This is a genomic window from Piscinibacter sp. HJYY11 (assembly GCF_016735515.1).
GTDB lineage: Bacteria > Pseudomonadota > Gammaproteobacteria > Burkholderiales > Burkholderiaceae_C > Rhizobacter.
In genome coordinates, this window is sequence record NZ_JAERQZ010000001.1 from 2851139 (window position 1) to 2875785 (window position 24647).

Consider the following 24647-nt stretch of genomic DNA (forward strand, 5'->3'; position numbering starts at 1 on the left):
CGCGGGGAGGGTGAACTCATCGCCGGCGGCGCGACTCCTTCATGGAGCAAATGCGGTTCCGCTGGAGCTGAAGGGCCACCACCGCCGTAGCGAGGCCGGCCAGCCACAGGAGGCCCAGGCCGCCGCCACCGCCGCCATCCCCACCGCCGCCGCCACCGTTGATGAGGGCGGGCGTGTCAACCGTGACGGCCTGCGCCGAGGTGGATTGGGCGCCGGTGCTGTCGGTCACGGTGACGCTGACACGGAAACGCCCTGTCGTCGACGGGGTCACGGTGACGGTGGACCCGGTGGTCGTGCCGAGGCTCGTGACGATGCCGCCGCCATCGACGAGCGTCCATTGGTAGCTGCTGATCGTGCGCCCACCGAGCACGTAGCTGCTGGCCGCGCTCAGGGTCAGCGCCTGCCCTGCACGCGGCGTGGAGGTGCTCTGCGTGATCAGGGCCTGCAGGCCGCGCTGTGCCGCCAGCACTGCGCCGTTGGTGTCGAGCATGCCGGCGCCGCAGGTGCTGGTGGTGCAGTAGCACTCAGCCTGCGAAGCGCCATTGGGTGCATGGCAAGTGGCCGTGCCCGGATCGCCGCCCGTGACCGGGAACACCCGCGCGCTGCCCTGCAGCGCGGCCCGCACCTCCGCCGGCGTCATGCCCGGGCGAACCGAAAGCATGAGCCCCGCCGTCGCGGCCACCATCGGTGCCGAGAAGCTGGTGCCGACCGCGGGGTTGTTGCCATCGGTGTAGCTCGAACCCGCTGGCGTGGTCGACCCGGCATTGGTGGCAGTCATGATGGGGTACAGGCAGGTGACGCCGCTCGTGTCGACGCAATTGCCGCCCGGGGCCGCGATGGCGACCTGCGGCCCCACGTCGGCAAAGCCGACCTTGCTGCCCACGTGGCGCAAGCCGGTGACGGCCAGGGCGCCGGTGCAATTGGCCGGCGACGAGACGGCTTGCCCGTCGCTGTTGCCGGCCGAGACCACCACCACGGCGCCGGCATTCACGGCCGCCGTGATCGCGGCTTGGTAGGTCTGCGAACAGGACCCGGAGCCGCCGAGGCTCAGGTTGATGACCTTGGCGGGATTGGCGTTGTTGGGCACGCCCGAGACCGGCAGGCCAGCCGCCCAGAGGATGCCGGCGGCGATGTCACTGGTGTAGCCGCCGCACTTGCCCAGCACCCGCACGGGCAGCACCCGCACGGTGCGACCGACGCTGGCCATGCCGATGCCGTTGTCCGTCAGCGCTCCCACCAGGCTGGCCGTCTGCGTGCCGTGCCAACTGCTGTCTTCGACGAAGCACCCGTCGAAATTTCCGCTGCTCACGTCGGCCGGGCTGATCCAGTCGCCCGGGTCGGAGGGGTCGTTGTCGCGGCCATTGCCGTCGTTGGCGGTGTGGAAGCCGTTGATCGGCGCCGGATCGGCATCGACCATGTCATAGCCCTGCAGCAGGTTGCCCACGCCAGCCGCGCCCAGGTCGGGATGGTCGAAGCGAATGCCGGTGTCGAGCACGGCCACGACGACGGCCGCGCTGCCGGTGGTCGTGTCCCAGGCCGTCTCGGCGTTGATCGCCGACACCAGCGTCGAACTCGATGGCTTGAGGTACCACTGGCCAGCCACCGGCCCACCCGAGGCCAGCAGCACCGTGGAATACCGCGGATCGTTGGGCACTGCCGTGCGGCGGTGCCGCACATCGGGCTCGGCGTACTCGACATCCGGCAAGGCGGCGAGGCGGCGGGCCAGCTCGCCGGAGCTGATGCCGCGTGCAGCGAGCACCTGGGCCCGGTCACCCACCGCTGCCCCGGCGTTCAGCGCCACACCCACCCGCTGGCCGAGCAACTGCGCACGCTCCGCACCCGCGGAGGCCGCCTGCACACGCTCGGTGAGCAACGCCGAGCCGGCCTTGAACTTGACGATCACCCGCGCATTCGGCGCGGACACGACCGTGCTCTGCGCCTGCAGCGGCGGCGAATGAAGACCCAGCGGTGCCAGCAAGGCAAGTGCGACCGCGGCGGGCCAGGATGTACGCATGAAAGAAGCTCCTGAGGGAATCTGTGCGCCGGCGCGCCTCCCATGGAACCCTGGCGGCCAGTGTGGCGGGAAGTGTAGGCACGCCCCGCGCGGCGGCGTGTCACGCCATGCCGCAAATGACCGGATCGAAACGACCGGTTGCAACAAAGTCCGGCCGGGCATGAAAAAAGGCCTCTTGCGAGGCCCTTTTGCTGCGGTGCAGAAGGGAGGCCGCCGGAGCCCGGCGGCCGTCACCTCATTTGGCGATGACGCGCACCATCTCCAGCACCTTGTTGGAGTAGCCCCACTCGTTGTCGTACCAGGACACGAGCTTGACGAAGGTGCCATCGAGGGCGATGCCGGCTTCGGCGTCGAAGATCGAGGTGCGCGGGTCGCCACGGAAGTCGGTCGCGACGACCTTGTCCTCGGTGTAGCCGAGCACGCCCTTCAGCGCGCCTTCGGACTGGGCCTTGAACTCGGCGCAGATCTCCTTGTACGAGGCTTCCTTCACCAGCTCGACGGTCAGGTCGACCACCGACACGTCGGAGGTCGGCACGCGGAACGACATGCCGGTCAGCTTCTTGTTCAGCTCGGGGATCACCACGCCCACGGCCTTAGCCGCGCCCGTGCTCGACGGGATGATGTTCTCGAGGATGCCGCGGCCGCCGCGCCAGTCCTTGTTGGACGGGCCGTCCACGGTCTTCTGCGTGGCGGTGGCGGCGTGCACGGTGGTCATCAGGCCGCGCTTGATGCCCCACTTGTCGTTCAGCACCTTGGCGAGCGGCGCCAGGCAGTTCGTCGTGCAGGAGGCGTTGGAGATGATGGCCTCGCCCTTGTACGACTTGTCGTTCACGCCGTAGACGAACATCGGCGTGTCGTCCTTCGACGGGGCCGACATCACCACCTTCTTGGCACCGGCATCGATGTGCTTCTGCGCGGTTTCCTTGGTCAGGAAGAGACCGGTCGACTCGACGACGATGTCGGCACCGACCTCGTTCCACTTCAGGTTGGCGGGGTCGCGCTCCTGCGTCAGGCGGATCTTCTGGCCGTTGACGATCAGGGTGTTGCCGTCGACGGCGATGCTGCCGTCGAAGCGGCCGTGCACGCTGTCGTACTGGAGCATGTAGGCGAGGTAGTCGGGCTCCAGCAGGTCGTTGATGCCGACGATCTGGACGTCCTTGAAGTTCGCGACGGCGGCGCGCAGCACCATGCGCCCGATGCGGCCGAAGCCGTTGATACCGATCTTGATGGTCATGTCATTCGCTCCTATGTAGAAAACCGAAAACCTGTTGTCCGTTCAACGCTTGTTCTGCAGCACGGCGCGTACCGTGTCGGCCACGTTTTCCGACGTGAAGCCGAAGTGCTTGAAGAGCACGCCGGCCGGGGCCGATTCGCCGTAGGTGTCGATGCCGACGACGGCCGACACGCCGTACTTCCACCAGCCGTCGGTCACCCCCATCTCCACCGCGATGCGCGGCAGGCCGGCCGGCAGCACCGCGTTCTTGTACTCGACGCTCTGGCGGTCGAAGACGCTGGTGGACGGGGCCGACACCACGCGCACCGCGATGCCGCTCACCGCGAGTTGCAGCTGCGCATGCAGGGCGAGCTGCACTTCGGAGCCGGTGGCGATGATGACCGCCTGCGCCTTCTTCTTGAGGCCGACTTCGCTCGGCTCGGCCAGCACGTAGGCACCCTTGGCGATGCCGTCGAGGTCGGCCTTGGGCGAGTAGGTGAGGTTCTGGCGCGAGAGCAGCAGCGCGCTCGGGCGGCTCTTGCTTTCGATCGCCGAGGCCCACGCGACCAGGGTCTCGGTGGTGTCGGCGGGGCGCCAGACGTCGAGGCCGGGGATCAGGCGCAGCGCGGCGGCGTGTTCGATCGACTGGTGCGTCGGGCCGTCTTCGCCGAGGCCGATGCTGTCGTGCGTGAACACGTGCACCACGCGCTGCTTCATCAGCGCGGCCATGCGGATGGCGTTGCGGCTGTAGTCGCTGAAGGTGAGGAAGGTGCCGCCGTAGGGGATGTAGCCGCCGTGCAGCGCCACGCCGTTCATGATGGCGGCCATGCCGAACTCGCGCACGCCGTAGTTGATGTGGCGGCCGCCGTTGGGCTCGCCCTTGTCGTCGAAGCGCAGCGCCGGCGTGCTGCTGGTGTTGGTGAGGTTGGAGCCGGTCAGGTCGGCACTGCCCCCGAGCAGCTCGGGCAGGGCCTTGGTGAAGACCTCGAGCGCGAGCTGGCTGGCCTTGCGGCTGGCCACCGTCTCGGCCTTGGCGTGCGTGGCGGCCAAGGCCTCCTTGACCGTCTGTGCCCAGCCCTTGGGCAGCTGCCCGTCGAGGCGGCGCACCAGTTCCACTGCCAGCTCGGGGTAGGCCTTGGCGTAGGCCTCGTAGGCGTCGACCCACTGGGTCTCGGCCTTCAGGCCGTCCTGGCGGGCGTCCCACTGTTCATAGGCTTCTTCGGGCACGACGAAGGGCTCGTGCGTCCAGCCCATCGCTTCGCGGGTGAGCTTGATCTCTTCATGGCCCAGCGCTTCGCCGTGTGCCTTGGCGGTGCCGGCGCGGTTGGGCGAGCCCTTGCCGATGGTGGTCTGCGCGCAGATGAGGGTGGGCTTGTCGCTCTTCTTCGCTTGCGCGATGGCGCGGTCGACGGCGTCGACGTCATGGCCGTCGACCTTGGCGATCACGTTCCAGCCGTAGGCCTCGAAACGCTTGGGCGTGTTGTCGACGAACCAGGGCGCGACCTGGCCGTCGATCGAGATGCCGTTGTCGTCGTAGATGGCGATCAGCTTGTTGAGCTTCCACGCACCGGCGAGGCCCGCGGCTTCGTGGCTGATGCCTTCCATCAGGCAACCGTCGCCGAGGAACACGTAGGTGTGGTGGTCGACGATCGCGTGGCCGTCGCGGTTGAATTCCTTCGCGAGCAGCTTCTCGGCAAGCGCGAGGCCCACCGCATTGGTGAAGCCCTGGCCCAGCGGGCCGGTGGTGGTCTCAACGCCGGGGGTGATGCCGACTTCCGGGTGACCCGGGGTCTTGCTGTGCAGCTGGCGGAAGTTGCGCAGCTCGCTCATCGGCAGGTCGTAGCCCGAGAGGTGCAGCAGCGAGTAGATGAGCATGGAGCCGTGGCCGTTGCTCAAGACGAAGCGGTCGCGGTCGGCCCAGTGCGGGTTGGCCGGGTTGTGCTTGAGGTGCCGGCCCCACAGCGCCACGGCGATCTCGGCCATGCCCATCGGGGCGCCGGGGTGCCCGGAGTTCGCTTGCTGGACCGCGTCCATCGAGAGGGCACGGATGGCGTTCGCCATCAAGGAAGTGTTGGAGGCGATCGCGGTCATGGGCTCGCTGGGGGTGGTTTGGGGGGAAACCCGGCATTTTACGGGGCTCGATAATCTGCGCCGATGCACGGCTTGCACCTCACCGCCGATTTACGGGGATGCTCCTCGGAGACGCCCGCTTTCACCGACCCGCATGCGCTGCGTCGCCTGTGCCTCGCGGCCGTGCAGGACGCCGGCCTGCAGCCGGTCGGCGAGCTCTTCCACACCTTCCCCGGCGCGGGCGGTGTGACCGGCGTGGTGCTGCTCGCCGAGTCGCACCTCGCGGTGCACACCTGGCCTGAACTCGGCGCGGTGACGCTCGACGTGTATGTGTGCAACTTCGGCGCCGACAACTCCCACAAGGCGCGCCATCTGCTCGACACCCTCATCACCCGCTTTGCCCCACGGCAGGTGGAGCAGCATGCACTCGAGCGAGGAGCCTCCAGATGAAAGCCCTGATCCTGGCCGCAGGGCGCGGCGAACGCATGCGCCCACTGACCGACCACACGCCCAAGCCCCTGCTCGAGGTGCAGGGCAAGCCGCTGATCGTGTGGCACCTGGAGGCGCTGGCGCGCGACGGCATCCGCGACGTGGTGATCAACACCGCCTGGCTGGAGGAGCGCATCGTCGACACGCTGGGCGACGGCGCGCGGTACGGCGTCTCGATCCGCTATTCGCTGGAAGGCCGCGACCACGGCGGCGCACTGGAAACGGCCGGCGGCATCGCCAAGGCGCTGCCACTGCTGACGGACACGACGCTGGAATGCTTCTGGGTCGTCTCGGGCGACGTCTTCCTGCCCGGCTTCCGATTCGACACGGCCGCTGCCCAGCGCTTCGCGACAGGCGGTGCGCTCGCCCACCTGTGGCTCGTGCCCAACGCGCCGCACCATCCCGAGGGCGATTTCGGCATCGACGCCCAAGGCCGCGCCTCGCGCACCGTCACACCGAAACGCACCTGGGCCAGCGTCGGCCTCTTCCGCGCGGCGATCGTGAATGGTGTGAAGGTCGGCGACAAGCTGCCGCTGACCCCGCTGCTGCGTGCCGGTGCCGACGCCGGCCGCATCGAGGCCACCGCCTACGACGGCCCGTGGACCGACGTGGGCACGGTCGAGCGGCTGAACGCGCTCAACACCGACCCACCATAGATCAGCCCATGTGCGGGCAGCGGTTCACTTCGATGGAGACGTGCGCCAGCTCTTCGTGCACCGCCAGCCGCTCGCGGTAGACCGAGGGCGCGAGCGGCACATCGGCGACCACGCAGACGATCGCGGCAAACTTGTCGCGGCCCACGCGCCACACGTGCAGGTCGGCCACCTTGGCGTCACCGTCCGACTCGATGGCGTCGCGCACCTCCTGCGTGATCGGCAGGTGCATCTCGCGGTCGAGCAGCACGGCCGCCGACTGGCGCATCAGGCCCCAGGCCCACACGCCGATCACCACCGCTCCCACGATGCCCACCACCGGGTCGAGCCAGGTCCAGCCCAGCCACAGCGCCGCCGACAGGGCCACGATCGCAAACACCGAGGTCAGCGCATCGGCCAGCACGTGCGCATAGGCGGCGCGCAGGTTGAGGTCTTCGCCGGCGCGGGCGTGGCCATGGTCGTGGTGCGGGTGGCCATGATGGTGATGGCCATGGTGGTCGTGATGACCGTGCCCATGGTCGTGGTCGTGGCCGTGGCCGTGCCCGCCCTGGGCCCCGTGGAGCAGCCACGCCGACACGAGGTTCACGACGAGCCCGATCACCGCCACCACCAGCGCCGACTGCGCCTCCAGCGGCTCGGCCCGCCACAGCCGGACCACCGATTCGACGACGATGCCCACGCCCACGAGCCCGAGCACCAGCGCGCTCGCAAAGCTGCCCAGCACCTCGATCTTCCAGGTGCCGAAGGTGTAGCGCGTGTCCTGCGCATGGCGCCGTGCGAGCCAGTAGGCCCCTGCGGTGACGGCAAGCGCCAGCGCGTGCGTGCCCATGTGCCAGCCATCGGCGAGCAGCGCCATCGAGCCCGTCCACCAGCCGGCGGCGATCTCCACCACCATCGTGAGCAGCGTGATCGCCAGCACCCAGTGCGTGCGGCGTTCACCCAGGCGGTTGCCTGTGTCGAACACGTGGGCGTGTTGCCAGGGCTTGAGGTCGTGGGTGTGGGCCATGGAGAGAACTTCAGTCTGCGAGCGTCTTGGTGATGCGGTCGATGCGGGCCAGCACCTCGGGCGTCAGCTTCGGCACGAGGGCGAGCGCCCCCAGGTTGTCCTGCAGTTGCGAGAGTTTCGACGCGCCGAGGATCACCGTGCTGACATGAGGGTTGCGCATGACCCAGGCGATGGCGAGTTGCGCGAGCGTGCCGCCGAGCTCCTGTGCGATCGGCTCCAGCTGCGCCACGGCGGCGTTGCGCGCCGGGTCGGTGAGGTTCTTCACCAGCCAGCCCATGTCGGGCAACGCGCCGCGGCTGCCCGCCGGCACTCCGCTGCGGTACTTGCCGGTGAGCAGCCCACTGGCGAGCGGGCTCCAGGTGGTGAGGCCCAGGCCGATGTCGTCGTACAGCCGCTTGTACTCGCGCTCCACCCGCGAACGCGCGAAGAGGTGGTACTGCGGCTGCTCCATCAGTGGGCGGTGCAGCCGCTCGCGCTCGGCGAAGTCGTAGGCCGCGCGGATCTGCTTGGCCGACCACTCGCTCGTGCCCCAGTACAAGGCCTTGCCCTGCGTCACCATGTCGCTCATGGCCTGCACCGTCTCCTCGATCGGCGTCTCGGGGTCGGGGCGGTGGCAGTAGACGAGGTCGATGTGCTCCAGCTGCAGGCGCCGGAGCGAGCCGTCGATGGCCTGCATCAGGTACTTGCGGTTGAGCGTGTTGAGCTGGTTGGCCTTGACGCCGCCATGGTCGATCCCCCAGAAGAACTTGGTCGAGACCACGTAGCTCAAGCGCGGGCGCTTGAGCGCCTTCAGCGCCTCGCCCATCACCACCTCGCTCTGGCCTTCGGCATAGGCTTCGGCGTTGTCGAAGAAATTGATGCCGGCGTCCATCGCGGCGGCCATCAGCTCGGTGGCCGCACGACTGTCCACCTGCTGGTGGTAGGTCACCCAGGAGCCGAGCGACAGTTCGCTCAGCTTCAGGCCGCTGCGGCCCAGACGCCGGTATTGCATGTGTTCTCCATTCCTTGGTCTGAGGCATCTTAGCCACGCAGGTGTGGCCGCTCGGCCGACCGAATCAACCGTGTGTCGGGCTCCCTTGACCGCGCCGGCCGCAGGCCTTTCGCTAGCCCGGGGTTCGCGCTACCTTTCAGGCTGTGACAGCCGTTCTCGCCCTGCCCTTCCTGCTGGCCATCGCAGTGGCCGGCCACATCCTGCTCAGCCGGGGCGCCAAGGCGCTGGCCTCGGCGGCCTACCCGTTGGCCAGCGGCGAGCCCGAATTCGCCGGCTACGAGCGGCGTGTCTACGGCACCGCCGACCGCGCCATGCTCGAAGTCGTGGCCCTGGTGCTGGCCTCCGGCATCGTGATGTGGATCGGCATGACCTGGAAGCTCAGCTGGGTCGGCGTGCTGGGGTTCCTGATGCTGCTGGGCGCGGTGGCGCTCGACATGGCGCGCTGGGAGCGCGTGACCGTCAGCGCGAGCTACGTCTGGTTCCAGCGCGGCTTTGGCCACAAGGTGCACCAGGTGGCGATCGAGAACATCCGCGACGTCTCGGTGGTCGAGGCCGACGCCCCCGGCTACACGCTGCGCCACTTCAACCGCAACCGCACCTGCCGGCTCAACATGCGCATGAACGACAAGCGCGTGGTGGCCCTGCCCAAGACCGATGCACACAGCGAGGTGGAGGCGGTGGAATCGCTGGCCAACCACATCCGGAGCCGCCAGCAGCTGGGCGGCGACCGCGAAGCCGTCAAGCGCTCGGCCGACGAGGGCAGCGCTGCTGCGGCCCGCGCGGCCCAGGAGCCCGCCTCGATGGACCGCGAGCTGATGCGCGAGCTGCGCCGCCTGCGCAAGCAGGCGCAATCCCCCGACCTGCCCCCGGCCGTGAAGCGCGTGGAAGGCTCCGGCAAAGCCTGACCCGATGAGCGCCGTGCACCGTGAACGCCGCGCCGAGCTGGCCCGGCGCCTGCGTGCCGCCGGCGGCGGCCTCGCCATCGTCTCGACCGCCCCCGAGGCGATGCGCAGCCGCGATTCCGAATACCCGTTCCGGCCCGACAGCCACTTCCACCACCTCACCGGCTTCGACGAGCCCGAGGCCACGCTGGTGCTGCGCGCCGATGGCCACTGCGAGCTCTTCTGCCGCGACAAGCACCCCGAGCAGGAGGTCTGGACCGGCGTGCGCCTGGGGCCCGAGGCGGCCCGCGACGCGCTGGGCGTCGACGCGGCCTCTTCCATCGCGCAGCTCGACCAGCGCCTGCCCGAGCTGCTGAACCAGCAGCCCGCCGTCTGGACGGTCTTCGGCACCCGCGGCACGCTCGACGAGCAGCTCGACGGCTGGCTGGCCGCCGTGCGCGAGCAGTCCCACTTCGGCCACGCGCCGCCGGTCTCGCACCGCGACCTGGCCGCGATGCTCGACGAGATGCGTCTCTTCAAGGCCGCTGACGAGCTGGCCCTGATGCGGCGCGCCGCCGCCATCTCCGCCGCGGCCCATGTGCGCGCGATGCGCTTCTGCGCCGCACGCTTCCGCGCCGAGCCGGCGGGCGAGCTCGCCGAATACGAAATCGAGGCCGAGCTGCTGCATGAGTTCCGCCGCCAGGGCGCGGCCGGCCCGGCCTACCCGTCGATCGTCGCGGCGGGGGCCAACGCCTGCGTGCTGCATCACAGCGCCGGCCCGACGCGCCTGCGGGCCGGCGAGCTGTGCCTGATCGACGCCGGCTGCGAGTTCGACGGCTACGCGAGCGACATCACGCGCACCTTCCCCGCCAGCGGCCGCTACAGCGCGCCGCAACGCGAGCTGTACGACATCGTGGTCGCGGCGCAGGACGCGGCCGTCGCCGTCACGCGGCCCGGCGAGCGCCACCGCGAGGCGCACCACGCCGCGGTGCGGGTGCTGGCGCAAGGCATGCTCGACACCGGCCTCCTGAGCCACGACCGCCACGGCACGCTCGACGACATCATCGAGCGCGCAAGCTACCGCCAGTTCTACATGCACGGCACCGGCCACTGGCTGGGCCGCGACGTGCACGACACCGGCGACTACCTCTCGCGCGACGAAGCGCCGTTCGAGCAGCCCGACTACCTGGGCGGCCGTGTCGTCAAGCACCCTTCGCGCAAGCTCGAGCCCGGCATGGTGGTGACGCTGGAGCCGGGCCTCTACGTGCGCCCGGCCGAAGGCGTGCCCGAGCGCTACTGGCACATCGGCATCCGCATCGAGGACGACGCGGTGGTCACCCCCACAGGCTGCGAGCTCATCAGCCGCGGCGTGCCGGTGCGGGCCGACGAGATCGAAGCGCTGATGCGCGGCTAGCCGAGGGCGCGGCCCACGCGGGTGCCGTGGAAGAAGGCTTCCTCGAACACCGAGTAGCCCGACAGGTCGCTGTGCGCGAAGTGCACCCGTGTGCCGGGGCGTGCAGGTGACTGCAGGGCGTGCAGCGCCGCATGGCCACGCAGTCCGGGCAGCGGGATGCTCATCGCGTGGCCGTAGCGCATGAGGTCGACGCGTTTCACCTTGGCAGGCAGGTCGGGGTGCGCCTTCGCCATGTCGGCCAGCACCACGCGCGACCAGGTCGCCCAGTCGTCGTTCAGCAGGCGTGTGCGGTGGGCACGCAGTTGCTCGGCGTTGTCGCCCCCCAGCGCCCAGTAGCTGGTGAGCACCGTCGGGCCGGGGTGCGGGCGGGTGCTCTGGTGCATGGCGTTCACATAGCCAAGCGCGGGGCTGCCGTGGAGCACGTTGTCCCATGCGGGGGGCGCGCCGCCGGCATCGTCGAGCGGCTCGTCGATGTGCAGGTTGGCGACCAGCCACGGCGCATGGCGCATCGGCGTGACGGCGGCCTGCAGCGCCGCGGGCGGCGCGCGCAGCAGGCGGGCCGAGATGAAAAGCGGCGTGGCGAGCACCACCTGCTTCGCCGTCCAGCGCTCGAGGCGCTCGGCCGCCGCGTGCCACAGGTCCACACTCACCTCGTGCCGCCCTTCTTCCACCCCCAAGGCAACGAGCCCGGTGTGCAGGCGTTCGCGGTGCGGCTCGGCCAGTCGCTCGGTGAGCCAGCCGTTGCCCTGCGGCCAGGTGAGCACGCCTTCGCGCGTGTCGCCGTCAGCGTCGTCACCCGGCGCGTGAAAGCCATGCCGACTGGCGAAATAGTGCAGGCCGGCCCAGGCCGAGACGTGGCCGAGGCCGGCGCCATAGTCGTCGCGGCAGCAGTAGTCGAGGTAGGTGCGCAGCGCCGGCGCGTCGAAGCGATGGGTGTCGAGCCACTGTGCGAAGGTGACGGCGTCGAGCGCCTGATGCGAGGGCGTCCACGGCGCGCGCGAGGTCGGCAGGCTGAAGCCGAGCCGTGCCACACGCGCCACCTCCTCACCGAAGCGGCGGTACTGCGCGAGCGTGGCCTCGGGCTGGTCGATCACCGGCAGCAGGCCTTCCTGCCACTGGCCGCCGATGAAGAGCCGCTCCTGCGGGCTGTGGCAGAGATGCCGCTCGTCGTAGACGCGCCGGCCGTGTTCGATGCGGCTCAGGCCCAAGGACGCCAGCAGCTCGACCAGGTCGACATCGGCCTCGGCGGGCACCGGCAGGTAGTGCGCACCGAGCGGGCAGGCCATGCCGGCGATGCGGTGGCCGCGGCTGTTGCCGCCGGCGGCGTCTTCGAGGTCGACGAGATGCACGTCGTCGATGTTTCGGCGTGCCAGCGCGCGAGCGCAGGCCAGGCCGGCCACGCCGGCGCCGACGATGAGCACGTTGACGCGGCGTGTCGCCGCAGGCGTGGGGAGGCTGCCGCTCTTGAGGTCGCGCAGGCGGTGGCCCCGCGCATGATCCGCGCCGACCCACCCGCCGTCGTACGGCGACTCGGGCGTGCGCTTGCAGGCCGCCACCAGCGGCAGGCTCGCCGCTGCAAAGAGCAGCGAGCGCCGGCGCGAGCTCATGGATGCACCCGGCCCCATTCCTGCTCGAAGGTCTGCACCAGCACCTGGTTCGACAGCCGGTTCGGCTCGGCCGGCACGCGCGCCATGTCGGGCGGGAACTGCAGCAGGCCGGGCAGGCCTTCGACGGTGAGGAAACGCAGGCCGCTCGGCAGCGCGGTCGGGAGGCGGAACGGCCGGCGACTGGCCAGGATGAAGCCCCACTCGCCGAAGCTCGGCACGTGCGCGTGGTACGGCGTGGTGGTGAGGCCGGCGGCCTCGAGCGTGGTGGCGACCGTCCAGTAGCTCTTGCGCGCGATCAGCGGCGAGGTGGTCTGCACCACCGCATAACCCGAGGCGGCGAGGTGCGCGTCGAGCAGCGTGTAGAAGCTCGTCGTGTAGAGCTTGCCGAGCGAGAAGTTGGTGGGGTCGGGGAAGTCGACCACGATCACGTCGAAGGTGCCGGCGCTCTTTTCTTTCTCCTGTTCCAGCCAGGCGAAGGCATCGGCGTTGACGACCGTGAGCTTGGGCGAACGCAGCGCATCGCCGTTGAGCTCGCGCAGCATCGGCTGCTCGGCGAAGAGCGTCGTCATGTGCGGGTCGAGCTCGACCAGCGTCACCGCCTCCACGCTCGGGTGCTTGAGCACCTCGCGCACCGCCATGCCGTCGCCACCGCCGAGCACCAGCACGCGCTTGGGCGCGCCGTGCGCTGCCATCGCCGGGTGCACCAGGGCCTCGTGGTAGCGGTATTCGTCGCGCGAGTGGAACTGCAGGTTGCCGTTCAGGTAGAGCCGCACACCGGCCCGCCCCGAGGTGACCACCACCCGCTGGTAGCGGCTGGTCTCGCTGTACACGATGCGGTCGGCGTAGAAGCGGTCTTCGGCCCAGGTGCTGATCTCATCGGCATAGGCCATCGCGCCGAGCAACGCCGCAATGACGCCCACGCAGGCGACGACATGCGACCACAGCTCGCGCAGCTCGCCGCGAAAGAGCCACAGTGCCCACACCGCCACGGCCGCGTTGAGCAGGCCGAAGAAGGCGCCGGTGCGCACGAGCCCGAGGTGCGGCACCAGCAGCAGCGGAAAGGCGACCGCGACCGCGAGCGCGCCGAGGTAGTCGAAGGTCAGCACCTGGGAGACCAGGTCCTTCAGCGCATAGCGTTCGCTGAAGTGGCGCTTCAAGATGCGCATCACCAGCGGGATCTCCAGGCCCACCAGCGTGCCGACCAACAGCACCAGGCTGTAGAGCACGAAGCGGAAGCCGGCCGTCGGCAGCGTCTGCAGCGCGAAGAGCGCCGCCGGCATCAGCCCGCCGATGAGGCCGACCAGGAGCTCGATGCGCAGGAAGTGCGCCACCAGCTGGCGCTCGAAATAGCGCGACAGCCACGAGCCGATGCCCATCGCGAAGAGGTAGGCGCCGATGATGGTGGAGAACTGCAGGACCGAGTCGCCCAGCAGGTAGCTCGCCAGCGCACCCGCCGCCAGCTCGTACACCAGCCCGCAGGCGGCGACGACGAAGACCGACGCCAGCAGCGCGACTTCGGCCGGGCGGATGCGCGCGGCCGGCTCGGTGGTGTTCAACGCACTAGTGGATGGCGGCCGCGACGATCAAGCCGATCGCGATGCACATCGCACCCACCACGATGGCGAGCGCGACGTTCTTCTTCTCGACGATCTCGCCCCACAGGTCATAGGGCGTGAGCTTGTCGACGATGACGAAGCAGATCCAGAACACGAACACACCGATCAGCGCGTACAGGATGGACCCGAAGAAGACGCTGGGCTTCAGCCATTCGATACCCATCATGGGACTCTCCTTGAGAAATTGAGAAGCAGATGCATCACTTGTGGCCGCCGCCGCTGGAGAAGCCGCCCCACGAGCCCCCGCTCGTGCGGTAGCCGCTGCTGCGGTTGCTGGCCAGGCAGCTCTGGTATTCCTGCGAGGCTTCACCATAGCTGGCACGCAGGGGCTCGCAGTCGCGGCGGTCGTCGTCGCTGCAGCGGAAGAGCATCAGCAGCACCACGACGATGAACACCCAGAAGAAGATCTTGGCGAGCAGGCTCGCCGCGTTGCCCGAGGTCGGGCCGGCATCGCGCTTGAGTGCAGCGCTCTTGTCGGCGTCCAGGCGGAAGGCCTTGGCCACGTCGGCGGCGTTGAGCGTCTCGCCGGCCGACCAGACCTGCTCGCCCTCGGTCATCTCGAGGTTGAGCCGCTTGCCGCCAGGGCCCTGGTAGTCGACGTTGCTCGTCTGTTCTCCACGCTTGAGCTGCCAGTAGAACTCGCCCAGCACGTAGGTGATGCGGCCGGTGTAGCGGTACATCTGGCGGTACTGCGCGCCCTGGTAGCGCACGCCGTTCCCCGAGGGCGTGGGCACCCCGGTGATGGGGGCCGACCAGCTCCAGCCGTCTTCGGCGTCGACGAGAAAGGCGAACCCTTCTTCGCGGTGATAGAGCAGATATTCGCGCCAGAAGCTCTGCTCGTCCTCGCCTTCTTCGCAGCGCTCCACGTAGCCGACCACCTGCCAGGCGCGGGCGATCTTGCCGAGCTTGAGCGTGCCCACCCGCCCGAGCGGGATCTGCGGCTCGTCGCCGTTGTCCTGGGCGTAGTGGGCCAGGTCACCGCCGATGCCCTTGCCGGCGCCATCGGCGGAGGTGAGGTCGACCACCGCATGGCACTGGTGGCAGACGATGCTCTGCGTGGTGGAGAGCTTGACCTCGAGCGAGGTTCCGCAGCTCGGGCATTCGATGCTGCGACCCTTCAACGTCTTCTCTGCGCCGCCGGCGAGGCCGGTCATCGCGAGCTCGCTGATCGCGACCGAGCGGCCGATCGACCAGTGTGGCGCCGCGGGGTCGCTGTAGTCGAGCGTGCCGACCTCGTCGCGCGCGTTGCGCAGGTCGGCGACGACGAAGCCGCGCTCGGTGTTGGGCTTGAAGGGCAGTTCGCCTTGGGCGGCGATCAGCTTGGCGGCGGTGACCGAGGCCACCGTCCACGGCTGGCCCGAGACGATCTGCTGGGCGCCGGGGCGCAGTTGCTCGGCCGGTGGGGCAGTGCCATCCAGCGCCACGTCGAACGAGAGGACGTAGCGGCCGTTGTCCTCGCTCAGCCAGCCGCTGCGGCCGCTGTCGAAGAGCGCGTGCCACTCGTTCCAGGTGCCGTCCTTGTAGCGGTACTGCAGGCGGCCCACGAGCGTGAAGCCGCTGCCCTGGTACTTGCCGCCGGCGCCTAACTGCAGCGGTGAGTGGTCATCGAAGAGCTCGGCACTTTCGCCGATCTTGCGCAGCGCCTCGCCCTCGCGGACGATGGTGCTGCGGCAGAAGCTGCAGACGGCGAAGGCCGATGCGGCCGAGCGGAAGTCGACCGGCGCGCCGCAGTTGGGGCACGCGGCCCGGTAGGCGCGCTGTGGGCTGGGTTCTGTTGCCAAGAGCGGTCGGTGCGCGAGCCGGTCAGACCAGCTTCTTCAGCAGTTCCGCTTTCTTGGCATCGAACTCCTCCTGCGTGAGGATGCCCTTGGCCTTGAGGTCGGCCAGCTTCTCGATCGTGGCCATCACCTCGTCGGGGCGGATGGCCGCCGCGGCAGCGGCGGCAGGCGCCTGCTGCCCACCCTGCAGGCCACTCGCCAATTGGCCGGCCAGCACCTGGCCCAGCGCCACGCCGGCGCCCAGGCCCATCGCATCGCCCGCCACGCTGCCGCCGCCCGAGCCCGCGCCTTCGGCGAACTTCGGAATCGACTGCGCCGTCTGGTACTGCATGAACTTGCCCATGTCGTTGCCGACCATGCCCATGCCGATCTTCTGGTCGAGGATCTTCTGCAGCTCCTCCGGCAGCGAGACGCTCTGCATCGTTACGCCCTCGAGCTTCAGGCCGAGCGCGGTGAATGACGGGGCGGTGGCTTCCTGCAGCGCCTTGGCAAACTCGATCTGGTTGGCCGCGAGGTCGAGGAAGGCCACCCCGCTCGAGGCCACTGCATCGGAGATGTGCTGCAGCATCAGGCCGCGCAACTGGCCGTCGAGGTCGCTGACGGTGTAGGTGTCGCGCGTGCCCGAGATCTCGGTGTGGAAGAGCTTCGGGTCGACGATGCGGTAGCTGTAGTTGCCGAACGCGCGCAGGCGCACGGCGCCGAAGTCCTTGTCGCGGATCGTGACCGGCTGCGTGGTGCCCCAGCGCTGGTCGATCTGCTGGCGGGTGCTGAAGAAGTAGACGTCGCTCTTGAACGGGCTCTGGAAGAGCTTGTCCCAGTTCTTGAGATAGGTGAGCACCGGCAGCGTCTGCGTGGTGAGCTTGTACATGCCGGGGCCGAACACGTCGGCCACCTTGCCTTCGTTCACGAAGACCGCCATCTGCGACTCGCGCACGGTGAGCGAGCCACCGTACTGGATTTCATTGCCGGCCATCGGGTAGCGCCAGGCGAGCACGCCGTCGCCGGACTCCGTCCATTCCAGAACGTCGATGAACTGTTTCTTGATGAAATCCATCAGGCCCATGGTGGTCTCCCGTTGAAGAGGCAGATGATCATAGGGGCGAATGCGGCGCCCCAAAAAGCAAAAGCGGGCCGAAGCCCGCTTTGCATCTCACACCCGGAAACGCAGGTCAGCTTTGGTGGCGGCGACGCACCGTGGCACCCACGGCCAGCAGGCCGGCGGCGAGCAGTGCGTAGGTGCTGGGCTCCGGCACCGGGGCGGCCACCGAAGCGGCAGTGGCGATCGCGCCCACGTAGCCCACCTGGCCGAACCAGTCGAAGCCGTTGCGGCCGGTGACGTCACCCGTCACGACGAACTGGTACACGCCGGCGGCGAGGTTGCTGAAGCTGAAGGAGGACGGCGAGGTGTCGGTCAGCGCGCTGGTGAGGTTGCCGCCGGTCAGGCTCAGCGAGCTGATGTCGATGTTGCGCAGCGAGGAGAAGTCGAACTCGAAGGTCGCGCCGAAGGAGTCGGCCGGGCCGTTCAGCGTGAAGTTGTAGCAGTCTTCGAAATGGGTGGTCGCCCCGAAGTCGTTGCCGAACACGCGCAACGCGGGCGGGCCCATCACGCCGAGGTTGAATGTCTGGGTGCATGCGGCCGAGGCCGGGGTGCCAACAACCATTGCCAGCAAGAGCAGAGCCAGCGCCTTGAATTTCATGAACAACCTCCGGGTGTTTTGGTGATGTCGAATACGTATCTGAATGTGCCAGTGGGCGCACCGGCGGTGTTGTGACGCGGCCCCCCGTTCATGGGGCGCCGCGTCGGTGGGCGCCCCCCTCGATCAGGTGGAGGAAAAAGATGGAATTTCGCGAAGGTGCGGCCGGTCGTGAAATACCTCTCGGCCGAGGCCGATTTCTCCGCTTTAAGGGCAATCGCACCCCGCGCGCGTATGCTGCGACCCATGTCTGAGCTCGCACTCCCCTTGCGGCTGGCGGTGGTGGGCGCCGGGCCGGTCGGCCTGAGCCTCGCGCTGCATGCGGCGCGTGCCCTGCCGCACGCACGCATCAGCCTCTTCGACAGCCGCGCCGCCACGCAGGACGTGGCCGCCGACCCGCGCACGCTGGCGTTGTCGCTTGGCAGCGTGCAGCTCTTGCAGCGCCTCGGGGCGTGGGATGCCGAGCGCGCGCAAGCCATCACCGAAGTGCATGTGTCGCAACAGGCCCCTTCACTCGGCGGCCTGCTGGTCGACACCTTCGGCGAGCCCGAGGTGCGCATCAGCGCCGCCGAAGAGCGTGTGCCCTTGCTGGGCGCCGTGCTCAGCTACGGCGCGATCGTGGCACCGCTGCAGGCCGCGTGGCTCACCGCCTGCGAGCGGGAACCGGGGCGGCTTCAGCCGTGCTTTGGCGCCACGGTGCGCGCGCTCAAGCCACTGGCAAACGGCGTGGAAGTGGACGCTGGCATCGTCGACACCTTCGACCTGGTGGTGGTCGCCGAAGGCGGTATCTACACCGGCGAGGCGGCCGCGTCGGTCGCCAAGCCGGCCAGGCCGCCGCTGCGCCACGACTATGGCCAGCACGCCTGGGTGGGCACGGTGCAACTCGCAAACGCACGCGCCGGTGTCGCCTACGAGCGCTTCACCCGCCACGGCCCGGCGGCGTTGCTGCCGCTGAAGGATGGGCGCGCCGCGCTGGTGTGGTGTGTTAATGCCGAAGACGACCCGGTGCTCGAGCTGAACGACACCCAGCGCCTGGCCGTGCTCAACACCCTGTTCCACCCCGAGGTGGGGCCGCTCACCGCGGTGTCGCCCCTCAAGTGCTTTCAACTCGGGCTGGTCGCCGAACGCACGCTCACGCAAGGCCGCACCGTGCGCATCGGCAACGCGGCCCAGACGCTGCACCCGGTCGCCGGCCAGGGCCTGAACCTCGGGCTGCGCGATGGGTTCGAGCTGGTGCAGGCCCTGGCACGCTCGAGCGACGTGCCGGGCGTGCTGCGCAAGCTGGAGTGGCAACGTGCCCCCGACCGCTGGGCCATGATCGCCGCCACCGATTTCCTCGCCCGCAGCTTCACCTGGAAGCTGCCCGGCGCGGGGGCCGCACGCGGCCTGGGGCTGGCCGCTCTGCAGGCGTTGAAGCCCGTCAAATCGGCGCTGGCGCGCCAGATGATGTACGGCTCCCGCTGAGCAGCGCCGGCCGAACGCCGGGCTGCTTCCAAGCCGGCCGGCATCCCCTCGGGGGATCGGCCGCGTACCCGCCGCCGTGGGGCGTCATCAGCACAGTCGTCGGTGCGACAGCGCCGGGAGCTGTGCGCGAACTTCCGCGAGGCGCTTCGGGTCGAGCTCGGCCATCGCCACACCCTCGCCCTCTTCCACCACCGCGACGACCTCGCCCCACGGATCGACGACGAGGCTGTGCCCCCAGGTGCGACGGCCGTTCTCGTGCACACCGCCCTGCGCGGCGGCGATCACGTAGCACTGGTTCTCGATCGCCCGGGCGCGCAGCAGCACCTCCCAGTGCGCGCGCCCGGTCGTGTAGGTGAAGGCCGAGGGCACGGCGATCAGGTCGCAGGGCGGCGTCATCAGCGCTCGGTAGAGCTCGGGAAAACGCAGGTCGTAGCAGACGCTCAGGCCCAGGCGCCGCCCGCCCACGTCGCAGGCCACCGGTGCGCTGCCCGCCTGAAGCACCCGACCTTCGTCGTAGCTCTCGCGGCCGTTGTCGTAGCGGAAGAGGTGCAGCTTGTCATAGCGGGCCACGAGCACGCCCTCCGGCGAATAGACGCAGCTGGCATTGAAAACACGGTCGGTCTGCTCGGAGCGCAAGGGCAGCGTGCCACCCACCACCCACACCGCGTGCTGCTTGGCGGTCTCGGCCAGCATCGCCTGGATCGGCCCTTCGCCGGGGGTTTCGGCCAGCGCCAGCTTGTCGCGGTCGTGGTGGCCCATGAAGCAGAAGTACTCGGGCAGCACCACCAGCTGCGCGCCATCGCGCGCGGCCTGCGCGATCAGGCGGCGGGCGGTGTCGAGGTTGCGGTCCACGCTCGGTGTGGCCACCGTTTGCAGCGCAGCAATCCACATGGCGGTTCTCCTGTGATGTCCGTCGCGAAAGCTTAAGCGCACGGGGTAGCCACGCTGCCGCAAGGCGGTTAAGCCTGCGGCAAAATCCGCGCGCCATGAGCACAGAGACCCTCTCCGCTGGCGCAGAGCACAGCCGCTTCGTACAGCGGGTGCGTCGCCGTTTCGAGGCGGAGCTCGCGCTGCTCGAGCCGGGCCTGCCGGTGCGCGCCAGCATCGACCGCCTGATCGACACGCTGCTCGCCCGCGGCCGCGAGCTGCCGAGCGCCCTGCGCGTGGCGCGCCACATCGTGATCGAGCGCCTGGCCGTGCTCGACATCGAGCAGGCCGCGCCGATGACCGACATCACACGTGCGATGACCGAACTGGCCGAAGCCACGCTCGACCGCGCACTCGCCCAGGCCTATGCCGACCAGGACGCCCGCTACGGCGCACCGCTCAACGAGCGTGGCGAGCGCATCGACTTCTGGGTGGTCGGCATGGGCAAGCTCGGCGCGCACGAGCTCAATGTCTCGTCCGACGTCGACCTCATCTACGTCTATGAAGAAGACGGCCAGACCGCCGGCCCCAAGGTCGTCACCGCGCACGAATACTTCGCGCAGGTGGCGCGCAGCCTCTACACGCTGATCGGCGACAACACCGACGATGGCTTCGTCTTCCGTGTCGACCTGGCGCTGCGGCCGAACGGCAACTCCGGCCCGCCGGTCGTGAGCCTGTCGATGCTGGAGGAATACTTCCTCGTGCAAGGCCGCGAGTGGGAGCGCTTTGCCTGGCTCAAGAGCCGCGTGATCGCGCCGTCGTCCAGCATCACGAGCGGCCGCGCCAAGCAGCTCACCGCCACCGTGACACCCTTCGTCTACCGGCGCTACCTCGACTACGGCGTCTTCGACGGCCTGCGGCAACTGCACCGCAAGGTGCGCGAGGAAGCCCAGCGCCGCGCTGCCGGCCGCCCCGAGCGCGCCAACGACGTGAAGCTCTCGCGCGGCGGCATCCGCGAGATCGAGTTCATCGTGCAACTGCTGCAGGTGGTGCGCGGCGGCCAGTTCCCCGAGATGCGCACGCGCTCCACGCTGAAGGCGCTCGACAAGCTCGCCGCCGGCGGCCTGATGAAGCCCGAGAGCGCCAAGCGCCTGGCCGAGGCGTATGTCTTCCTGCGCCGCGTCGAGCACCGCATCCAGTTCCTCGACGACCAGCAGACGCACGTGCTGCCCACGTCCGACGCCGACCTCGGCTGGATCGCCCGCAGCATGGGCTTCACCTGCACCGAAGACACCTGCGAGCTGCTGCAGCACCTGGGCGAGACGCGCGAGTTCGTCGCGATGGAGTTCGACGCGCTGCTGCACGATGGCAAGACACCCGCGAACCCGTCACCCAACGGCTGCCGCGCCTGCGGCCTGCCGCCGCAGCCGGTCGACAGCGCGGCGTTCATCGAGCGACTGCCGCCCGAACTGGCCGAGCGTGTGCGCGGCTGGATCGACCACCCGCGCGTGCGCATGCTGCGCGAGGAAAGCAAGCTGCGCCTGTCCAAGCTCGTGATGCGCGCCGCCCAGGGCGTGGCCGACGGCGCCTGCAACCTGGAGGCCGCTGGCCGCTTCATCGACTGGCTCGAGCCGCTGATGCGGCGCGAGAGCTACCTCGCGCTGCTGGTCGAGCGCCCCGAGGTGCAGAACCGCCTGCTGCGCCTGCTGGGCCTCGCGCGCTGGCCGGCCCAGTTCCTGATGCGCCACCCGGGCGTGATCGACGAGCTGGCCGACGAGCGCCTGCTGCACGGCCGCTTCGAGCGCGACAACTACATCGCCGAACTCGAAGCGCGTCACAACGCCTGGGGCCGCTTCAACCAGGCCGACGAAGAATCGCTGCTCGACACCTTGCGCCGCGCGCACCACGCCGAGGTCTTCCGCACCCTGGTGCGCGACGTCGAAGGCCACATCACCGTCGAGCAGGTCGCCGACGACCTCTCGGCGCTGGCCGACGCCACCGTCGAGTGCTGCATCCAGTGGGCCTGGCAGCACCTGCGCCAGCGCCACCGCGACACGCCGCAGTTCGGCGTCATCGCCTACGGCAAGCTCGGCGGCAAGGAGCTCGGCTACGGCAGCGACCTCGACCTCGTGTTCGTCTTCGACGACACCGCCGAGACCGACACCGACCGTGCCGTCGAGGCCTACGGCGCCTTCGTGCGCAAGCTGATCAACTGGCTCACCACGCGCACCGCGGTGGGCGAGCTCTTCGACATCGACACCGCGCTGCGGCCCAATGGCAACTCGGGGCTGCTCGTCACCTCGCTCACGTCCTACAAGAACTACCAGGAAGGTCGTGGCAGCAACACCGCCTGGACCTGGGAACACCAGGCCATCACCCGCGCCCGTTTCTGCGCCGGCACGCCTGAGCTTGCGCCACGTTTCGAAGCCGTGCGGCGCGCGGTGATCTGCGCCGAGCGCGACCCGGTCGCCCTGCGTGGCGAGATCCAGGCCATGCGCGAGAAGCTGCGGGCGGCGCGGCCGGTGAAGCAAGGCTTCTTCGACGTGAAGCACAGCCCGGGCGGCATGGTCGATGCCGAGTTCGCGGTGCAGTACCTCGTGCTCGCGCATGGCAAGCAGCACGCCGGCCTGCTCGACAACGTGGGCAACATCGCGCTGCTGCAACGTGCCGAAGCCTGCGGCCTGCTGCCCGCCGGCGTGGGCACGGCGGCGGCCGACGCCTACCGCGAGCTGCGCCGCGCGCAGCACCGCGCGCGCCTCGACGAGAAACCGACGCAGGTCGACCCGGCCAGCGCCGCGGCGGAGCGCGATGCCGTGCTCGCCCTGTGGCGCACGGTCTTCGCTTGAACCGCGATCACCGACACCGCCCCGGCGCCGCCTGGTGCGCCATGGCGCTGGTGCTCCTGACCGGCAGCCTGCTCGCCTACGGACCCGCGGCCCGCGTGGTGCTGGAGTGGCGGCCCGATGCGCTCGTCGACGACCCGTGGCGCGCCTGGAGCGCCGCCTTCGTCCACTACAGCCGCCTGCACCTGATCGGCAACGTGACCGGGCTGGCGCTCACCGCGGCCTTCGGCTGGGTCTCGCGCCTGCCGACCTCGTCCACGATCAGTTGGGCGCTGGCCTGGCCGCTCACGCACCTCGCCTTCCTCTGGCTCGCACCCGACCTGCGCCACTACGGCGGACTGTCGGGCGTGGTGCATGCGGGTGTCGCCATCGGCCTCGTGCACCTCTTCATCACCGGGACCCGCCGGCAACGGCTGATCGCCACCGCGCTGTGCGCCGGCCTCGTCGCCAAGATCCTCAGCGAAACGCCGTGGCGTGGCTCGGTGCAGCAGCAAGATGGCTGGGACATCGCCATCGCCCCCATCGCCCACGTGACCGGCGTGCTCGCCGGCACCACCCTCGCACTCGCCGCCCATGCACTGGGCCGGCTCAGCCGCCCTCGCCTCTCGCCATGACCGACCGCAAGACCCACCTCGACACACTCGCCGTCGTGTCGCTCATCGGCTGCAGCTTTCTCTGGGGCCTGAACCAGGTCGCGGCGAAAGCCGCGCTCGGGGAGATCGCACCGTTGGTGCAGGCCACGATCCGCTCGCTGGGTGGCGTGGTGCTGGTGATGCTGTGGGCATGGTGGCGCCGCATCCCGCTCTTCCAGCGCGACGGCACGCTGCCCGGCGGCCTGCTCGCGGGTGCGCTTTTCGCCGCCGAGTTCGCCTGCATCTTCATCGGGCTGCAGTACACGACCGCCTCGCGCATGATCGTGTTCATCTACTTCGCGCCCTTCGTCGTGGCGCTGGGCATGCCGTTCATCGCCAAGTCGGAGCGGCTGGGCTGGGTGCAGACGGCGGGGCTCGTGCTTGCGTTCGCCGGTGTGGCGGGCGCGTTTGCGGAAGGCTTCACGCAGCCGGCCATCGGGCCGAGGCAGTGGATCGGCGATGCACTGGGCGTGCTGGCGGCGGTGCTCTGGGCCGCCACCACGCTGGCGATCCGCGCAACGAAGCTCGCCTCGGCGTCGGCCGAAAAAACCTTGGCCTATCAGCTCGGGGTGTCGGGGGTGCTGCTCGCCCTCGGCGCGCTGTGGCAAGGCGAGGCCTGGCCGCAGTCACTCTCGCTGATGGCCGGCGCCTCGCTTGCCTACCAGACGGTGATCGTGGTGTTCGCCAGCTATCTGGTGTGGTTCTGGCTCGTGCGCCACTACCCGGCGACGCGGCTGTCGGCCTTCACCCTGCTCACACCGGTGTTCGGTCTCCTGATGGGGGTGCTGCTGCTGAGCGAGCCGCTCACGCTGCGCCTGCTGCTCGCACTCGCCGGTGTCGCCATCGGCATGGTGCTGGTGAATCGCAAGTAGTCAGCCGCGAATGCGCTTGACCAGCGAGGTGGTCGAGTAGCCATCGACGAACGAGATAGCCCGGGCATCGCCGCCCCAGCTGCGCACGAGCTTCGTCTCGGCGAGGGTCTCGATGTCGTAGTCGCCGCCCTTCACGTAGAGGTCGGGCTTGACGATCTTCAAGAGCTCGACCGGCGTCTGCTCATCGAAGAGTGTCACCAGGCTCACGCTCTCCAGCGCCGCCAGCACGCAGGCACGGTCGGTCTCGCCATTCAGCGGTCGATCGGGCCCCTTGCCGAGCAGGCGGGCCGACGCGTCGCTGTTGAGGCCGAGCACCAGACATGAACCCTGCGCCCGCGCCTGCTCCAGGTAGGTCACGTGGCCGCGGTGGAGGATGTCGAACACCCCGTTGGTGAAGACCATCGGCCGCGGTAGTTGCGCGAGCCGCGCAGGAAGCTCGGCTCGCGGGCAAAGCTTGTCGAAGAAGGTGGCGCTCATGGCGCGGGATTGTCGCCTGCGCGGCAGCCCCGCCGGGCGCCAGCCGCCTAGACTGACCTGTCATCA

The 24647-nt window shown here is 69.4% G+C and carries 21 protein-coding genes; 8 read left to right on the top strand and 13 right to left on the bottom strand.

The window, feature by feature from the left end; all coding sequences use genetic code 11:
- Positions 1-16: 16 nt before the first annotated feature.
- The 3 genes from JI745_RS13175 to tkt form a co-directional block, all read right to left on the bottom strand.
- A complete protein-coding gene (locus JI745_RS13175; protein ID WP_201807282.1) occupies positions 17-2014 on the bottom strand; it encodes a S8 family peptidase in 1998 nt (665 codons plus the stop codon).
- 235 nt (positions 2015-2249) lie between these two features.
- A complete protein-coding gene (gene gap / locus JI745_RS13180) occupies positions 2250-3248 on the bottom strand; it encodes a type I glyceraldehyde-3-phosphate dehydrogenase (RefSeq protein ID WP_201807290.1) in 999 nt (332 codons plus the stop codon).
- Between the two features lie 42 nt (positions 3249-3290).
- On the bottom strand, positions 3291-5318 hold the full coding sequence (gene tkt / locus JI745_RS13185; RefSeq protein WP_201807292.1) for a transketolase: 2028 nt from the start codon (positions 5316-5318) through the stop codon (positions 3291-3293).
- A gap of 63 nt (positions 5319-5381) precedes the next feature.
- Here tkt and speD point away from each other — a divergent pair, with 63 nt between their 5' ends.
- Together speD and murU are read left to right on the top strand one after the other, a co-directional pair.
- Positions 5382-5747, top strand: a complete 366-nt coding sequence (gene speD / locus JI745_RS13190) for an adenosylmethionine decarboxylase (RefSeq protein WP_201807299.1) — start codon at positions 5382-5384, stop codon at positions 5745-5747.
- Positions 5744-6442, top strand: a complete 699-nt coding sequence (gene murU, locus JI745_RS13195) for an N-acetylmuramate alpha-1-phosphate uridylyltransferase MurU (RefSeq protein WP_201807300.1) — start codon at positions 5744-5746, stop codon at positions 6440-6442. Before speD ends, murU begins: the two co-directional genes overlap by 4 nt.
- A 1-nt stretch (position 6443) precedes the next feature.
- Here murU and dmeF read toward each other — a convergent pair whose 3' ends face one another.
- Both dmeF and JI745_RS13205 read right to left on the bottom strand, forming a co-directional pair.
- On the bottom strand, positions 6444-7445 hold the full coding sequence (dmeF, locus tag JI745_RS13200; RefSeq protein WP_201807305.1) for a CDF family Co(II)/Ni(II) efflux transporter DmeF: 1002 nt from the start codon (positions 7443-7445) through the stop codon (positions 6444-6446).
- Positions 7446-7455: 10 nt separating this feature from the next.
- The gene (locus tag JI745_RS13205) at positions 7456-8436 is read right to left on the bottom strand and encodes an aldo/keto reductase (protein WP_201807307.1); all 981 of its coding nucleotides are present in this window, start codon (positions 8434-8436) and stop codon (positions 7456-7458) included.
- A 143-nt stretch (positions 8437-8579) separates the two neighbouring features.
- Here JI745_RS13205 and JI745_RS13210 point away from each other — a divergent pair, with 143 nt between their 5' ends.
- The gene (locus tag JI745_RS13210) at positions 8580-9341 is read left to right on the top strand and encodes a hypothetical protein (RefSeq protein ID WP_201807309.1); all 762 of its coding nucleotides are present in this window, start codon (positions 8580-8582) and stop codon (positions 9339-9341) included.
- Positions 9342-9345: 4 nt separating this feature from the next.
- A complete protein-coding gene (locus JI745_RS13215; RefSeq protein ID WP_201807321.1) occupies positions 9346-10731 on the top strand; it encodes an aminopeptidase P N-terminal domain-containing protein in 1386 nt (461 codons plus the stop codon).
- On the opposite strand, the gene JI745_RS13220 is transcribed toward JI745_RS13215, so the two are convergent.
- From JI745_RS13220 to JI745_RS13245, 6 genes are all read right to left on the bottom strand, one after another.
- A complete protein-coding gene (locus JI745_RS13220) occupies positions 10728-12338 on the bottom strand; it encodes an NAD(P)/FAD-dependent oxidoreductase (protein ID WP_236674985.1) in 1611 nt (536 codons plus the stop codon). The two genes, JI745_RS13215 and JI745_RS13220, sit on opposite strands and share 4 nt — an antisense overlap.
- Positions 12335-13894, bottom strand: a complete 1560-nt coding sequence (locus tag JI745_RS13225) for a polyamine aminopropyltransferase (protein WP_201807343.1) — start codon at positions 13892-13894, stop codon at positions 12335-12337. Before JI745_RS13225 ends, JI745_RS13220 begins: the two co-directional genes overlap by 4 nt.
- Positions 13895-13898: 4 nt before the next feature.
- A complete protein-coding gene (locus JI745_RS13230; RefSeq protein ID WP_201812531.1) occupies positions 13899-14117 on the bottom strand; it encodes a DUF350 domain-containing protein in 219 nt (72 codons plus the stop codon).
- A gap of 37 nt (positions 14118-14154) precedes the next feature.
- Entirely contained in the window at positions 14155-15735 is a 1581-nt protein-coding gene (locus JI745_RS13235; RefSeq protein ID WP_201807345.1) for a DUF4178 domain-containing protein, read from the bottom strand.
- Between the two features lie 22 nt (positions 15736-15757).
- Positions 15758-16795, bottom strand: coding sequence for an SPFH domain-containing protein (locus JI745_RS13240; RefSeq protein ID WP_201807352.1), 1038 nt, complete (start codon positions 16793-16795; stop codon positions 15758-15760).
- 106 nt (positions 16796-16901) lie between these two features.
- Positions 16902-17429: an FxDxF family PEP-CTERM protein gene (locus tag JI745_RS13245; protein WP_201807353.1), complete on the bottom strand. Its 528-nt coding sequence runs from the start codon at positions 17427-17429 to the stop codon at positions 16902-16904.
- Positions 17430-17672: 243 nt separating this feature from the next.
- Between JI745_RS13245 and JI745_RS13250 the strand changes: the two genes are divergently transcribed.
- Positions 17673-18890: an FAD-dependent monooxygenase gene (locus tag JI745_RS13250; RefSeq protein WP_236674986.1), complete on the top strand. Its 1218-nt coding sequence runs from the start codon at positions 17673-17675 to the stop codon at positions 18888-18890.
- Positions 18891-18977: 87 nt separating this feature from the next.
- Here JI745_RS13250 and JI745_RS13255 read toward each other — a convergent pair whose 3' ends face one another.
- Positions 18978-19781 carry a carbon-nitrogen hydrolase family protein gene (locus JI745_RS13255; RefSeq protein ID WP_201807357.1) on the bottom strand — a complete coding sequence of 268 codons (804 nt, stop codon included), beginning with the start codon at positions 19779-19781 and terminating at the stop codon, positions 18978-18980.
- A 95-nt stretch (positions 19782-19876) separates the two neighbouring features.
- Here JI745_RS13255 and glnE point away from each other — a divergent pair, with 95 nt between their 5' ends.
- Genes glnE through JI745_RS13270 form a run of 3 tightly spaced genes read left to right on the top strand, consistent with a single transcriptional unit; the run spans position 19877 to position 24104 of the window.
- Complete coding sequence (gene glnE, locus JI745_RS13260; RefSeq protein WP_201807360.1) at positions 19877-22603, top strand: bifunctional [glutamate--ammonia ligase]-adenylyl-L-tyrosine phosphorylase/[glutamate--ammonia-ligase] adenylyltransferase; 2727 nt, start codon at positions 19877-19879, stop codon at positions 22601-22603.
- A 41-nt stretch (positions 22604-22644) separates the two neighbouring features.
- On the top strand, positions 22645-23214 hold the full coding sequence (gene rrtA / locus JI745_RS13265; protein WP_201807372.1) for a rhombosortase: 570 nt from the start codon (positions 22645-22647) through the stop codon (positions 23212-23214).
- The gene (locus JI745_RS13270) at positions 23211-24104 is read left to right on the top strand and encodes a DMT family transporter (protein ID WP_201807374.1); all 894 of its coding nucleotides are present in this window, start codon (positions 23211-23213) and stop codon (positions 24102-24104) included. The genes rrtA and JI745_RS13270 overlap by 4 nt, the downstream gene beginning before the upstream one ends.
- On the opposite strand, the gene rfaE2 is transcribed toward JI745_RS13270, so the two are convergent.
- Positions 24105-24581: a D-glycero-beta-D-manno-heptose 1-phosphate adenylyltransferase gene (rfaE2, locus tag JI745_RS13275; protein WP_201807376.1), complete on the bottom strand. Its 477-nt coding sequence runs from the start codon at positions 24579-24581 to the stop codon at positions 24105-24107. It abuts the gene before it with no gap.
- Between the last annotated feature and the right edge of the window lie 66 nt (positions 24582-24647).